At 68.3% G+C, this 14909-nt stretch carries 12 protein-coding genes and 1 tRNA gene; 12 read left to right on the forward strand and 1 reads right to left on the reverse strand.

Features of this window, described 5'->3' with window-relative positions:
* Positions 1-131: 131 nt before the first annotated feature.
* Positions 132-216: transfer RNA gene (locus tag AVS7_RS08235), tRNA-Leu, on the reverse strand.
* Positions 217-235: 19 nt separating this feature from the next.
* Here AVS7_RS08235 and rnr point away from each other — a divergent pair.
* The 12 genes from rnr (at position 236) to typA (ending at position 14841) form a co-directional block, all read left to right on the forward strand.
* Complete coding sequence (rnr, locus tag AVS7_RS08240; protein WP_034690350.1) at positions 236-2524, forward strand: ribonuclease R; 2289 nt, start codon at positions 236-238, stop codon at positions 2522-2524.
* A gap of 64 nt (positions 2525-2588) precedes the next feature.
* Entirely contained in the window at positions 2589-3344 is a 756-nt protein-coding gene (locus AVS7_RS08245; protein WP_020227968.1) for an SDR family oxidoreductase, read from the forward strand.
* Positions 3341-4075 (forward strand): c-type cytochrome, encoded by a 735-nt coding sequence (locus AVS7_RS08250; protein WP_020227969.1) that lies wholly within the window; start codon positions 3341-3343, stop codon positions 4073-4075. Before AVS7_RS08245 ends, AVS7_RS08250 begins: the two co-directional genes overlap by 4 nt.
* Positions 4072-5355 carry a cytochrome c gene (locus tag AVS7_RS08255; protein ID WP_020227970.1) on the forward strand — a complete coding sequence of 428 codons (1284 nt, stop codon included), beginning with the start codon at positions 4072-4074 and terminating at the stop codon, positions 5353-5355. Before AVS7_RS08250 ends, AVS7_RS08255 begins: the two co-directional genes overlap by 4 nt.
* Positions 5356-5417: 62 nt before the next feature.
* Positions 5418-5759, forward strand: a complete 342-nt coding sequence (locus AVS7_RS08260) for a thioredoxin family protein (protein WP_020227971.1) — start codon at positions 5418-5420, stop codon at positions 5757-5759.
* A 183-nt stretch (positions 5760-5942) separates the two neighbouring features.
* Complete coding sequence (gene rimP, locus AVS7_RS08265; protein WP_024001168.1) at positions 5943-6530, forward strand: ribosome maturation factor RimP; 588 nt, start codon at positions 5943-5945, stop codon at positions 6528-6530.
* Positions 6531-6600: 70 nt separating this feature from the next.
* Positions 6601-8088, forward strand: a complete 1488-nt coding sequence (nusA, locus tag AVS7_RS08270) for a transcription termination factor NusA (RefSeq protein ID WP_024001169.1) — start codon at positions 6601-6603, stop codon at positions 8086-8088.
* Positions 8089-8112: 24 nt separating this feature from the next.
* The gene (gene infB, locus AVS7_RS08275; RefSeq protein WP_020227974.1) at positions 8113-10926 is read left to right on the forward strand and encodes a translation initiation factor IF-2; all 2814 of its coding nucleotides are present in this window, start codon (positions 8113-8115) and stop codon (positions 10924-10926) included.
* Positions 10927-10950: 24 nt separating this feature from the next.
* Positions 10951-11631 (forward strand): signal peptidase I, encoded by a 681-nt coding sequence (gene lepB, locus AVS7_RS08280; RefSeq protein WP_020227975.1) that lies wholly within the window; start codon positions 10951-10953, stop codon positions 11629-11631.
* A 6-nt stretch (positions 11632-11637) separates the two neighbouring features.
* The gene (rbfA, locus tag AVS7_RS08285) at positions 11638-12015 is read left to right on the forward strand and encodes a 30S ribosome-binding factor RbfA (protein ID WP_020227976.1); all 378 of its coding nucleotides are present in this window, start codon (positions 11638-11640) and stop codon (positions 12013-12015) included.
* The gene (gene truB, locus AVS7_RS08290; RefSeq protein WP_020227977.1) at positions 12012-12998 is read left to right on the forward strand and encodes a tRNA pseudouridine(55) synthase TruB; all 987 of its coding nucleotides are present in this window, start codon (positions 12012-12014) and stop codon (positions 12996-12998) included. The genes rbfA and truB overlap by 4 nt, the downstream gene beginning before the upstream one ends.
* Before the next feature lie 13 nt (positions 12999-13011).
* Positions 13012-14841 (forward strand): translational GTPase TypA, encoded by a 1830-nt coding sequence (gene typA, locus AVS7_RS08295; RefSeq protein ID WP_020227978.1) that lies wholly within the window; start codon positions 13012-13014, stop codon positions 14839-14841.
* Positions 14842-14909 lie beyond the last annotated feature (68 nt).

The following is a 14909-nucleotide window of genomic DNA, read 5'->3' on the forward strand; positions in this document are numbered from 1 at the left end:
CATGGCAAACCCACTCCGTCAACGCGTTGGCCCACATACTACCAACACAGATTTGTGACAGAGCCATAAAAAAAGCCGCTTTCAGCGAAAGCGGCCTTTTGTAGGAAACCCTGGCGGGTTCTCGTTAAACTTGGTGCCCAGGAGAGGACTCGAACCTCCACGATGTTACTCGCTAGTACCTGAAACTAGTGCGTCTACCAATTCCGCCACCTGGGCATTTCAGGAAAGACAGAGATTGTATATCAAAAAAAATCACTCCAGTGCACCCGCGCCGCAGCTCTCGTTGGATGAGATCGAAGGCAGCGTGCAGGGGCACCGGGACGGGCACGGTTTTGTCCTGCGCGACGACGGGCAGGCCGATATCTACCTGCCTCCCAACGAGATGCGCGCCGTGCTGCACAAGGACCGCGTGCGCGTGCGCATCGTGCGCCACGACCGCCGGGGCCGGCCCGAGGGCCGCGTGGTCGAGATCGTCGAGCGGCTGCCCCAGCCCATCATCGGCCGCCTGCTGCAGGAAAGCGGCGTGTGGCTGGTGGCGCCGGAGGATAAGCGCTACGGCCAGGACGTGCTGATTCCCAAAGGCGCCACCGGCGCGGCGACGCCCGGCCAGGTGGTCGTGGTCGAGCTGACCGAGCCGCCCGCCTTGTTCGGCCAGCCCGTGGGCCGGGTGGTCGAAGTGCTGGGCGAGGTGGACGACCCCGGCATGGAGGTGGAGATCGCGGTGCGCAAGTACGGCGTGCCGCACGAATTCTCCGAAGCCTGCCTGGCCGAGACCAAGGCGCTGCCCGACAAGGTGCGCGCCAAGGACAAGCGCCAGCGCGTGGACCTGACGGACGTGCCGCTGGTCACCATCGACGGCGAGGACGCGCGCGACTTCGACGACGCCGTGTACTGCGAGCCGGCGCGCGTGGGCCGCGGCAAGGGCTGGCGCCTGCTGGTGGCCATCGCCGACGTGAGCCATTACGTGGAGACGGGCAGCGCGATCGACGTGGATGCCTACGACCGCGCCACCAGCGTGTACTTTCCCCGGCGCGTCATTCCCATGCTGCCGGAGAAGCTCTCCAACGGCCTGTGCTCGCTGAACCCGCACGTCGAGCGCCTGTGCATGGTCTGCGACATGCTGGTGACGGCCAAGGGTGAGATCCACGCCTACCAGTTCTACCCGGCAGTGATGCTCAGCCACGCCCGGTTCACCTACAACGAGGTGGCCGCCATCCTGGCCAACACCCGCGGGCCGGAGGCCAGCCGCTACAAGGAGCGCGTGGACAACCTGCTGCACCTGCACGACGTGTACCGCGCACTGCTCGGGGCGCGCCAGACGCGCGGCGCGGTGGACTTCGAGACCACGGAGACGCAGATCGTCTGCGACGACAACGGCCGCATCGAGCGCATCGTGCCGCGCGTGCGCACCGAGGCCCACCGGCTGATCGAGGAGGCCATGCTGGCGGCCAACGTCTGCAGCGCGGACTTCATCGGGCAGGCTGACCGCCCCGGCCTGTACCGCGTGCACGAAGGCCCCACGCCGGAAAAGCAGGACATCCTGCGCTCCTACCTCAAGGCCATGGGCGTGGGCATGACGATCGGGGACGACCCGCGTCCGTCGGAGTTCCAGGCCATCGCCGATGCGACCAAGGAGCGGCCCGACGCGCAGCAGATCCACACCATGCTGCTGCGCTCCATGCAGCAGGCGATCTACACGCCCGTCAACAGCGGGCACTTCGGGCTGGCCTTCGAGGCCTACACGCACTTCACCAGCCCCATCCGCCGCTACCCCGACCTGCTGGTGCACCGCGTCATCAAGTCCGTCCTGGGCAAGAGCCGCTACGTGCTGCCCCAGCTGCCCACGCCGGGCGAGGCGCAGTTCAAGCTGGCCAAGCGCCTGGCGGCCTCCAAGGCGTCGGACGGCGCCAAGCCGCCGCGCGGCAAGGCAGCGGGCAGCAGCCGCGAGATCGAGGCATGGGAGGCCGCCGGCCTGCACTGCAGCGCCAACGAGCGCCGCGCCGACGAAGCCAGCCGCGACGTGGAGGCCTGGCTCAAGTGCCAGTACATGCGCGAGCACCTGGGCGAGGAGTACAGCGGCGTCGTGAGCGCGGCGACCAGCTTCGGCATCTTCGTCACCCTGGATGCGCTGTACGTCGAGGGCCTGGTGCACATCACCGAGCTGGGCGGCGAATACTTCAAGTTCGACGAGGCGCGCCAGGAGCTGCGGGGCGAGCGCACCGGCATCCGCTATTCCATCGGCACGCGCGTGCGCGTGCAGGTCAGCCGCGTGGACCTGGACGGGCGCAAGATCGACTTCCGCCTCGTGCGCGACGAGATGGACGGCATGCCTGCCAAGCCCGGCAAGGCCGCGAAAGGGCGAGAATCGCCCGTGCGCGCTCCGGTGGACGATGCCAGGGCGCCCGCCCCGGCGCGCGCGCAGGCCCGTAGCGGCGCACGCGGCAAGGCGGACAAGCCCCCCGGCCGCAAGCCCGAAGCCGGAAAGGCCGGCCGCGGCGGCAAGGGCCGCCGCTCGCGCGGCTGAGCCTTCTGCGCCTTGCGGGCGCTGCCCGCATCCCCACCACCCTTTGAGAACAAGAGGCATCGCCATGAGTGAGACTTCCAAAATCGCCATCGTCACGGGCGCCGGCACCGGCATCGGCAAGGCGGCTGCGCTGGCCCTGCTGGGCAACGGCTGGACCGTGGCATTGGCCGGCCGCCGCGAGCAGCCGCTGCTGGACGCTGCGGCCGAATCGGGCGCCGGGCCGCGTGCCCTGGCCGTGCCCACCGACGTGTCGGACCCGCAGGCCGTGCGCAGCCTGTTCGACCAGGTGGTGGAGCGCTTCGGCCGCGTGGACCTGCTGTTCAACAACGCCGGTGTGGGCGCCCCCGCCGTCCCCCTGGAAGACCTGCCGGTGGAGCAGTGGAAGAACGTGGTGGACATCAACCTGAACGGCATGTTCTATTGCATCCAGAACGCCTTCCGTGTGATGAAGGCGCAGGCGCCGCGCGGCGGGCGCATCATCAACAACGGCTCCATCTCCGCCCACACGCCGCGCCCCAATTCCATCGCCTACACCGCCACCAAGCACGCAGTGATGGGCATGACGAAGACGGCCTCGCTCGACGGGCGCAAGTACGACATCGCCGTGGGCCAGATCGACGTGGGCAACGCGGGTACGGAACTGGCCCAGCGCATGACCCAGGGCGTGATGCAGGCGCACGGCGCCGTCGCACCCGAGCCGCTGATGGACGTGAACATCGTCGGGCAGTCGGTGCTCTACATGGCCAACCTGCCGCTCGAAGCCAACGTGATGTTCCACACCGTCATGGCCACGAAGATGCCGTTCGCCGGACGCGGATGAGCGCGCTCCTCCGGGCGCTGGCGGTGTGGGCCGCCATTCTGGCGCCGTCTGCCTGGGCGGCCGATGCGGACCATCCTCCCGTGGAGTCGATGGCATCGCGCGTGCTGGCATGTACCGCGTGCCACGGGCGCGAAGGGCGGGCCACGCCGGGCGGCTATTTCCCGCGCATCGCGGGCAAGCCCGCAGGCTATCTCTACCACCAGCTGCTCAACTTCCGCGACGGGCGGCGCAGCTACCCTCCCATGTCGTACCTGCTGGAGCACCTGACGGACGACTACCTGCGCGAGGTCGCGGAGCATTTCGCCGCGCTGGACCTGCCTTATGCGCCGCCCCAGCCTGCGCAGGCCCCTGCCGCCGTGCTGCAGCGGGGGCGCGCGCTCGTGCTGCAGGGCGATGCCGGGCGCGACCTCCCGGCCTGCGTGCACTGCCATGGAGAGTCTTTGACCGGCGTGGCGCCGTTCATTCCCGGCCTGCTGGGCCTGTCGCGTGACTATGTGAACAGCCAATTGGGTGCTTGGCAGACCGGCCAGCGGCGCGCGCAGGCGCCCGACTGCATGGCGCAAGTGGCCCGGCAGCTCTCGGTGGAAGACGTGAGCGCCGTGTCCGCATGGCTGGCCTCCCAGCCTGTGCCTGCGCAGGGGCGGCCGGCTACTGCGCTGGCGATGCGGCTGCCGTTGCCCTGCGGCGGCGTGCCGCAGCAGCCGCAAGCGGCGGCGGGAGGTGTGCGATGACGTCCCGCCTCGCGCTCTGGGGGGCAGGCCTGGCCTGCGCCGTGGCCGTCGCGGCGGCGGGCGTGTGGGCGCTCAACCGCCTCGATGAGGCGCCTCTGCCCGCGCAGGACGCGCCCGCGTCCTCGGCGCCCGAAACCATCGCGCGGGGGGAATACTTGGCGCGTGCGGGCAATTGCATCTCCTGCCATACGAGCCCGGGAGGCGCCGCCTTCGCGGGCGGGCGGGCGATCGACACGCCCTTCGGCTCCATCTACGCTTCCAACCTGACGCCGCACGATGCCACGGGCATCGGCCGGTGGACGTCTTCCGAATTCTGGCGCGCACTGCACAACGGCCGTTCGCGCGACGGCCGCCTGCTGTACCCCGCGTTTCCCTATCCCAACTACACGCGCGTGACGCGCGAGGACTCGGACGCCATCTTCAGCTATCTGCGCAGCCTCGCGCCGGTCGAGCAGCCCAGCCCTGCGCATGCGCTGCGGTTCCCGTACAACACGCAGGCCGCGCTGGCGGTCTGGCGGGCATTGTTCTTCCGTCCCGGCGTGCTGGACGCGCAGCCCGGGCAAACCGAAGAATGGAACCGCGGTGCCTACCTGGTCCAGGGATTGGGCCATTGCGCTGCATGCCACACGCCGCGCAACGCCCTGGGTGCCACGCGCGAGGGGGCGGCCTTCCAGGGCGGGCTGATGCCGGTGCAGAACTGGTATGCCCCTGCACTGAATTCCGCGCGCGAGGCCGGGCTGGCGGCGTGGCCGCTGGAGGATGCCGTAGCGCTGCTCAAGACCGGCGTGTCTCCCCGGGCGGCCGTTTCCGGCCCCATGGCGGAGGTGGTGTTCCGCAGCCTGCAGTACCTGAGCGAGGAGGACCTGCGTGCCATGGCCACCTATTTGCGTGGCTTGCCGCAGGCGCAGGACGCGCCCCTGCCGGTGGCCAGGCCATCGCAGAAGGTCATGGAGCGTGGCGAGCAGGTGTATGCGCAGCACTGTGCGCAATGCCACGGCCGGCAGGGGGAGGGGAGCACTGGCGCATTTCCCGCGCTGGCCGGCAACCGCGCGGTGGAGATGCCAGAAACCGTCAACCTGGTGCGCGTGCTGCTGCAAGGCGGTTACCTGCCGGCCACCCAGGGCAACCCGCGTCCCCATGGCATGCCGCCTTTCATGCACAGCCTGGGCGACGAGGACATGGCCGCGGTGCTTTCCTACATCCGCGCAGCCTGGGGCAACCAGGGCTCCAGGGTGGATACCATTGACGTCCACCGCGGCCGGGAGCGGCGCGGCCATTGACATCGAGCACCTCCTCCATGGGCCCACCTGCCGAACCGAATGCGACGACCCCTGCCTCTTCCATGCGGGAAGGGTTGTGGGTCATCTGCCTGTGCGCGCAGTGGTGCGACGTGTGCCGCCAGTACCGTGCCGGTTTCGAGGCCCTGGCCCGCGAGTGGCCCGGGGCCCGGTTCCTGTGGGTGGACGTGGAGGACGAGGAGGGCGTCGTCGGCGACGTGGACGTGGAGACTTTCCCCACGCTCCTGATCGGCGACGGCCGGGGCGTGCGCTTCCTGGGGCCTCTGCTGCCGCAGGCCGGCGTGCTGGGGCGGCTGCTGCAAGGGCTCGGCAGCAAAGGGTTTTCCCCTGTGGCGGACGGGCCGGCGGAAGCGCTGTTGCGGCGCATTGTTGCCAGCCGCGCTTGAATGCAAGATGCGTGCCGCGATCCTTTGCATCGCGGGGCATTAGCGAGTACAATACTCGCTTCACGACCAATCGGGCGGGTACCAACCGCCCGTTTTTTTTGGGCGTTTGCTTTTCAGTCCCGGCCGCCACGAAGGCGAGGGCAGGCCGGGCATTTCATCTGGAATTGGACAGAGCGCACACACGTGGCATTGCAGCAGATTGTTGAACAGACCGTGGCCGGGTTGGGCTATGACCTGGTGGAGATCGAACGCTCCGCAGGGGGCCTGCTGCGTATCACCATCGACCTCCCGTGGACTCCCGTGCAGGAGGGCGAGCCGCCCGCCGCGGAGCAGTTCATCACCGTGGAAGATTGCGAGAAGGTCACGCGCCAGCTCCAGTTCGCGCTGGAGGTCGAGGGCGTGGACTACAAGCGCCTGGAGGTGTCCTCCCCGGGCATCGACCGCCTGCTGCGCAACGAGCGCGACTTCGAGCGCTTCGAGGGCGAGATGGTCGACATCACGCTCAAGGCCCCGCTGGGTGCGGCGGCGGGCGGGCAGGTGTCTGCCAACCGCAAGAAATTCCGGGGCACGCTGGAGCGCGTGCAGGCCGGTGGCTGGCAGGTCGTGTGGAGCGACGAGCCGCCCCCGAAGCCAGGCCAGCGCGTGAGCAAGAAGCGCGTGCCGCCGCCGCTGCAGGCGCTGGGGTTCACGTTCGACGAGCTGCGCGAGGCGCGGCTGGCGCCCATCGTGGACTTCAAGGGGCGGGGCGCCAAGCCCGGGACCGAAGGCTGAGAAACCGAACAGTGGGGCCGCCGTGTATGGCCGGGGCCCGCGAGAGATTGAGAAACAGGAGAGTCGTCGCATGAATCGCGAATTGTTGATGTTGGTGGAAGCCATTTCGCGCGAGAAGAACGTCGAGCGCGATGTAGTCTTGGGCGCGGTGGAGTCGGCGCTGGCGCAGGCCACGAAGAAGCTGTACCAGGGCGAGGTGGACATCCGCGTGGCCATCGACCGCGACAGCGGCGAGTACGAGACTTTCCGCCGCTGGCTGGTGGTGCCCGACGACGCGGGCCTGCAGAACCCCGACGCCGAAGAACTGCTGATGGATGCGCAGGAGCGCGTCCCCGACATCGAGGTGGGCGAATACATCGAGGAATCGGTGGAGTCCGTGCCCATCGGCCGCATCGGCGCAATGGCCGCCAAGCAGGTGATCCTGCAGAAGATCCGCGACGCCGAGCGCGAGATGCTGCTCAACGACTTCATGAGCCGTGGGGAGAGGATCTTCACCGGCACCGTCAAGCGCATGGACAAGGGCGACATCATCGTCGAGTCCGGCCGCGTAGAAGGGCGCCTGCGCCGCAGCGAGATGATCCCCAAGGAGAACCTGCGTAATGGCGACCGCGTGCGTGCCATGATCATGGAGGTGGACCTGACGCTGCGCGGCGCGCCCATCATCCTGTCGCGCTCGGCGCCCGAGTTCATGATCGAGCTGTTCCGCAACGAAGTGCCCGAGATCGAGCAGGGCCTGCTGGAGATCAAGAGCTGCGCCCGCGACCCGGGCAGCCGCGCCAAGATCGCCGTGCTGTCGCACGACAAGCGCGTGGACCCGATCGGCACCTGCGTGGGCGTGCGCGGCACACGCGTGAATGCCGTGACCAACGAGCTGGCAGGCGAGCGCGTGGACATCGTGCTCTGGTCCGAGGACCCCGCCCAGTTCGTGATCGGCGCGCTGGCGCCGGCCAACGTGTCGTCCATCGTGGTGGATGAGGAAAAACATGCCATGGACGTGGTGGTGGACGAGGAGAACCTCGCCATCGCCATCGGCCGCGGCGGCCAGAACGTGCGCCTGGCCTCGGACCTCACGGGCTGGAAGATCAACATCATGGACGCGGCCGAAAGCGCCCAGAAGCAGGCCGAGGAAACCGACGCGGCCCGCAAGCTGTTCATGGAGAAGCTCGACGTGGACGAGGAGATCGCCGACATCCTGATCGAGGAAGGCTTCGCCAGCCTCGAGGAGGTGGCCTACGTGCCGCTGCAGGAAATGCTGGAGATCGAGAGCTTCGACGAAGACACCGTGAACGAGCTGCGCGCCCGCGCCAAGGACGCGCTGTTGACCATGGAAATCGCCCGCGAGGAGAGCATTGGCACCGTCTCCCAGGATCTGCGCGACCTGGAAGGCCTCAATGCCGAGCTGATCGCCAAGCTCGCCGCTGGCGGAGTGCATACGCGTGATGACCTGGCCGATCTGGCCATTGACGAATTGACCGAACTGACCGGCCAGACCGCCGAGGATGCCAAGGCCTTGATCATGAAGGCGCGTGAGCACTGGTTTGCCGCGGGGCAAGAGTAAAGGTCAGGGAGGTTCGAACTGAATATGTCGAGTAACACTGTTGCCGAGTTCGCTGCAGAGCTCAAGAAATCGCCTGAAACCCTGCTGGAGCAGCTCAAGTCTGCCGGCGTGGCCAAGACGTCCGCGGTCGATGCGCTGAATGAGTCCGACAAGCAAAAGCTTCTGGCCTATTTGCAGGCCAGCCACGGTACCGTGGGCGGCGACCGCAAGAAGATCACCCTGGTGAAGAAGTCCACCAGCGAGATCAAGCAGGCCGACGCCACGGGCAAGGCGCGCACCATCCAGGTGGAAGTGCGCAAGAAGCGCACCTTCATCAAGCGCGACGACGCTGCCGAGGCGCCCGAGGCACCCTCCGCCGAGGACCAGGACCTGGTTCGCCGCGAGGAAGAAGCGCGCCAGCAGGCCGAACTGTTCCGCCGCCAGGAGGAAGAGCTGGCCACACAGCGCCAGGAGCGCGAGGCGCGCGAGCGCCGCGAACGCGAGGCCGAGGAGCGCGCCGCCGCCTATGCGGCCCAGCAGGCCGAGAAGAAGGCCCAAGAATCCGCCGAGCGCCAGGAAGCGCAGCGCGAAGCCGCCGCCGAGGCCGAGGCACGCAACCAGGCGCAGGCCGAGGCGCGTGCCAAGGCCGAAGCCGAATCCAAGGCCCGCGCGGCCGAGGATGCGGCGCGCGCGGCCGACCTGGACGAGCGCCGCCGCAGGGCCCTGGCCGAGGCCGAGGCCATCCGCGCCATGATGGCCGCGCCCAAGAAGGTGCTCGTGGCCAAGAAGCCCGAGGAGGCCAAGCCGGCCGCCAAGGCAGCCACCCCCGCGGCCGATGCCAAGAAGGGCACGCTGCACAAGCCGGCCACCGGCACGGGCGGCGCCCGCGCGGGCGCGCCTGCCGCTCCGGGCGCGGGCAAGGAAGTGAAGTCCGCCAAGCTCTCGTCGAGCTGGGCCAACGACACGACCAAGAAGAAGGAAATCAAGACCCGCGGCGACAGCAGCGGCGGGGTGGGGCGCAACAACTGGCGCGGCGGCCCGCGCGGCCGGCGCGGCAACGACCGCGACGACCAGCGCCAGCAGCAGGCGCCGGCCGAGTTCCGCGCGATCGAGGTGCACGTGCCCGAGACCATCACCGTGGCCGAGCTGGCGCACAAGATGGCCATCAAGGCCTCCGAGGTCATCAAGGCGCTCATGAAGATGGGCCAGATGGTCACCATCAACCAGCCGCTGGACCAGGACACCGCCATGATCGTGGTGGAGGAAATGGGCCACAAGGCCGTGGTCGCCGCGCTGGACGATCCGGAAGCGTTCACCGCCGAGGAAGTCTCCGGCCACCAGGCAGAGGCCCTGTCGCGCGCGCCTGTGGTCACCGTCATGGGCCACGTGGACCACGGCAAGACCTCGCTGCTGGACTACATCCGCCGCTCCAAGGTGGCGGCGGGCGAGGCCGGCGGCATCACGCAGCACATCGGCGCTTACCACGTCGAGACGCCGCGCGGCATCGTCACCTTCCTGGACACCCCCGGCCACGAGGCCTTCACGGCCATGCGTGCCCGCGGCGCCCAGGCGACCGACATCGTCATCTTGGTGTGCGCAGCCGACGACGGCGTGATGCCCCAGACCAAGGAAGCCATCAAGCACGCGAAGGCGGCTGGCGTTCCCATCGTCGTGGCCATCACCAAGGCCGACAAGCCCGAAGCGAACCCCGACCGCGTCAAGCAGGAGCTGGTGGGCGAGCAGGTGGTGCCCGAGGAATACGGCGGCGACTCGCCCTTCGTGGCCGTGTCGTCCAAGACCGGCATGGGCATCGACGAGCTGCTGGAGCAGGTGCTGCTGCAGGCCGAAGTGCTGGAGCTCAAGGCCCCGGTGGACGCCATGGCCAAGGGCCTGGTCATCGAAGCCCAGCTCGACAAGGGCCGCGGCCCCGTGGCTACGGTGCTGGTGCAGTCTGGCACGCTCAAGGTGGGCGATGTGGTGCTCGCGGGCCAGACCTTCGGCCGCGTGCGCGCCATGACCGACGAGGACGGCCGCTCCACCAAGGAAGCCGGCCCCTCGATCCCTGTCGAGATCCAGGGCCTGACCGAGGTGCCCCAGGCGGGCGACGAGTTCATGGTGCTGTCCGACGAGCGCCGTGCACGGGAGATCGCGACCTACCGCGCGGGCAAGTTCCGCAACACCAAGCTGGCCAGGCAGCAGGCCGCCAAGCTGGAGAACATGTTCGCCGATATGGCGGCGGGCGAGGTGCAGAACCTGCCCATCATCATCAAGGCGGACGTGCAAGGCTCCCAGGAAGCGCTGGCGCAGTCGCTGCTCAAGCTTTCGACCGACGAGATCAAGGTCCAGCTCGTGTATGCGGGCGTGGGCGGCATCAGCGAGTCCGACGTGAACCTGGCGATCGCCTCCAAGGCCATCGTGATCGGCTTCAACGTGCGTGCCGACGCAGGCGCGCGCAAGCTGGCCGAGAGCAACGGCGTGGACCTGCGCTACTACGGCATCATCTACGACGCCGTGGACGAGCTGAAGGTGGCCATGTCCGGCATGCTGGCGCCCGAGCAGCGCGAGGAGGTCATCGGCACGGCCGAGATCCGCACGGTGTTCGTGGCCTCCAAGATCGGCACGGTGGCGGGCTCCTACATCACCTCGGGCATGGTCCATCGCAACGCACGCTTCCGCCTGCTGCGCGACAACGTGGTGGTGTACACGGGCGAGGTCGAATCGCTGCGCCGCATCAAGGACGACGTCAAGGAAGTCAAGGAAGGCTTCGAGTGCGGTATCAAGCTCAAGAACTACAACGACATCCGCGAGGGTGACCAGCTGGAGTTCTTCGACATCAAGGAAATCGCGCGTACGCTGTAAGCAGGACGACGGGAAGGGCACGCTATGCAGATCATTCACAGGATGTGGCGTGAGCACCGCGGCTTCATGCTCTTCGTGGGGCTGATGCTCGTGTTCCGCTCGGCCGTGGCCGACTGGAACTACGTGCCCTCGTCGTCGATGAACCCGACCCTGTACGCGGGCGACCGCGTACTCGTGGACAAGCGTGCCTACAGCCTGCGCGTGCCCTTCACGCTGCACGAGGTGGCGCGCTGGGGTACGCCGCAGCGCGGCGACGTGATCACCTTCGACTCGCCGGCCGACGGGCTCAACCTCATCAAGCGTGTGGTGGCCGTGGCAGGCGACGAGGTGTCCATGTCGAACAACCAGCTGTTCCTGAACGGCCGGCCACAGCCGCGCATCCTGGTGGATGCGCAGCGCGACATACCCACGGAGCAGGGCTTGCTGAAGGCCGAGGTCTGGCACGAAGCGCTGGACGGCCACATGATCGAGGTGGCCCGCCTGCCCGGCATGAACCTCTACACCGGCTTCGCGCCGGTGCGCGTGCCCGAAGGCCACGTGATGGTCATGGGCGACAGCCGTGACAACAGCAAGGATTCGCGTTTCCTCGGCTTCATCGACGTGCGCCGCGTCACCGGCAAGGCCGTGCGCGTGGTGCTGTCCCACGATCCGGACCATATGTACGTGCCGCGCGTGGACCGCTGGTGGCAACCCCTGCATCTTTGAACCGCCATGGCAGCCAAGAAATCATCCACCCCCAACCGCGGCTTCAAGGTCGCGGACCAGATCCAGCGCGACCTGACCGAGCTGATCCGCGAGTTGAAGGACCCGCGCATCGGCATGTGCACGCTGCAGGGCGTGGAAGTGACGCCCGACTACGCGCACGCCAAGGTGTTCTTCAGCGTGCTCGTGGGCGATGCCGACGCCACGCAGGAGGCGCTGAACCAGGCCGCGGGATTCCTGCGCAACGGCCTGTTCAAGCGCCTGCACATCCACACCGTGCCCACGCTGCACTTCGTGTTCGACCGCACTACCGAGCGCGCGGCCGACATGAATGCGCTGATCGCACGCGCGGTGGCCTCTCGTTCCAAGGACGACGACGACGCATGACCGAGCGCGCTCCCCGCATCCGGGTGCAGCGGCGCCCGGTGCACGGAGTGCTGCTGCTCGACAAACCCCTGGGCCTGTCCAGCAACGACGCCTTGCAGAAGGCGAAGTGGCTGCTGCGCGCCGAGAAGGCGGGCCACACGGGCACGCTCGATCCGCTGGCCACGGGCGTGCTGCCGCTGTGCTTCGGCGCGGCCACCAAGTTCAGCCAGTTGCAGCTCGATGCGCCCAAGACCTACGAGGCCGTCGCGCTGCTGGGCGTGACCACCGCCACCGGCGATGCCGAGGGCGAGGTGCTGCAGCGGCGGGCGGTCGACCCCGCGCAGCTCACGCCCGAGCGCCTGGCGGCCGTGCAGGCGCAGTTCACCGGCCCCATCCGGCAGGTGCCGCCGATGCACAGCGCGCTCAAGAAGGACGGCAAGGCGCTCTATGAATACGCGCGCGCCGGTGTGTCCGTGGAGCGCGAGGCGCGCGACGTGACGATCCACGCATTGGAACTGACCCTGACGCAGGCTGGGCAGGCACAGCCAGCTATCAAGATGGTAGTGACGTGCAGCAAGGGCACCTACATCCGCACGCTGGGTGAGGTCATCGGCGCGGCCCTGGGCTGCGGCGCGCACCTCACCTTCCTGCGCCGCACCGACACCGGGGGCCTGGGCGTCGCGCGTTGCGTGACGCTGCACGCGCTGGAGGCCATGGGCGAGGACGAGCGCCTGGCCTGCGTGCAGCCGGTGGAGACGCTGCTGGCCGGGCACGTGCCTGTCACGCTCGACGAGGACAATGCAGGCCGGTTCCTCTCCGGCATGCGCCGGCGCGGGCCCTGGCCCGATGCGCCGGCCGTGGCCGTGTTCGGCACGCGCCCACGCGCGCTGCTGGGCGTGGCACACATCACGCGGGGCGAGCTGATCCCTGGCCGGCTGCTCTCTCCCATCGAAATACAACAGATCCTGGAAAGCGCGCCGCGCGCTGCCAACGCGGCACATTGAAGGCAACAACGCTATGAGCAAACAAATCCGCAACATCGCCATCATCGCCCACGTCGACCATGGCAAGACCACCATGGTGGACCAGCTGCTGCGCCAGTCCGGCACCTTCGCCGCCCACGAGAAAGTCGTGGACACGGTGATGGACAACAACGCCATCGAGCGCGAGCGCGGCATCACCATCCTGGCCAAGAACTGCGCCGTGAGCTGGAACGGCACGCACATCAACATCCTCGACACGCCCGGCCACGCCGACTTCGGCGGCGAGGTGGAGCGCGCGCTCTCGATGGTGGACGGCGTGGTGCTGCTGATCGACGCGCAGGAAGGCCCCATGCCCCAGACGCGCTTCGTGACCAAGAAGGCGCTGGCCCTGGGCCTCAAGCCCATCGTGGTGGTCAACAAGGTGGACAAGCCCGGCGCCAACCCCGACAAGGTGGTGAACGCCGCGTTCGACCTGTTCGACAAGCTGGGCGCGACCGACGAGCAGCTCGACTTCCCCGTGGTCTATGCCTCCGGCATCAACGGCTGGAGCGCGCTGGAGCAGGGCGCGCCGGGCGAGCAGTGGGGCCCCGACATGTCGGCCCTGTTCGAGACCATCCTCAAGCACGTGCCCTCGGTCAAGGGTGACCCCTCCGCGCCGCTGCAGATGCAGGTGTCCGCGCTGGACTACTCCACCTTCGTGGGCCGCATCGGCGTGGGCCGCATCACGCAGGGCACGCTCAAGGCAGGCCAGGACGTGCTGGTCATGGCCGGCCCCGATGGCGAGAGCTACAAGGGCCGCGTGAACCAAATCCACCAGTTCCAGGGCCTGGACCGCGTGCAGGTGACCGAGGCCGGCCCCAGCGAGATCGTGCTCATCAACGGCATCGAGAACGTGGGCATCGGCGAGACGCTGACCGACCCGGCCAACCCGCAGCCGCTGCCCATGCTCAAGATCGACGAGCCCACGCTGACCATGAACTTCTGCGTGAACACCTCGCCGCTGGCGGGCCGCGAAGGCAAGTTCGTGACCAGCCGCCAGCTCTGGGACCGCCTGCAGAAGGAGCTGCGCTCCAACGTCGCCCTGCGCGTGAAGGAGACCGACGAGGACGGGATCTTCGAGGTGTCCGGCCGGGGCGAACTGCACCTGACCATCCTGCTGGAGGAAATGCGCCGCGAGGGCTACGAGCTGGCCGTCTCCAAGCCGCGCGTGGTCTTCAAGGACATCGACGGCGAGCGCTGCGAGCCCATCGAGCTGGTGACCGCCGACATCGAGGAAGGCCACCAGGGCGGCGTGATGCAGGCGCTGGGCGAGCGCAAGGGCGAGCTGGTGAACATGGAGCCGGACGGCCGCGGGCGCGTGCGCCTGGAATACCGCATCCCTGCGCGCGGCCTGATCGGCTTCACCAACGAGTTCCTGAACCTGACGCGCGGCTCGGGCCTCATCAGCAACATCTTCGACAGCTACGAGCCGCACAAGGGCGACATCGGCGGGCGCAAGAACGGCGTGCTGATCTCCATGGACGACGGCGAGATCTTCACCTACGCCCTGGGCAAGCTGGATGACCGCGGCCGCATGTTCGTGCGCGCGGGCGACCCGGTGTACGAGGGCATGATCGTCGGCGTGCACAACCGCGACAACGACCTCGTGGTGAACGCCACGCGCACCAAGCAGCTCACCAACTTCCGCGTGAGCGGCAAGGAAGACGCGATCAAGATCACGCCGCCCATCGACCTCACGCTGGAATACGGCGTGGAGTTCATCGAGGACGACGAACTCGTCGAGATCACGCCCAAGAGCATCCGCCTGCGCAAGCGCCACCTCAAGGAGCACGAGCGCAAGCGCGCCAGCCGCGAGGGCGCATGACGCTGCGCGCCGGCTGACCGGCCCGTGGCCCGTAGGGCGAGCCGCTCCGCAAGGAGGGCTCGCCCTGC

The sequence above is a fragment of the Acidovorax sp. MR-S7 genome, from assembly GCF_000400995.2.
In the GTDB taxonomy this organism is placed as follows: Bacteria; Pseudomonadota; Gammaproteobacteria; order Burkholderiales; family Burkholderiaceae_C; genus MR-S7.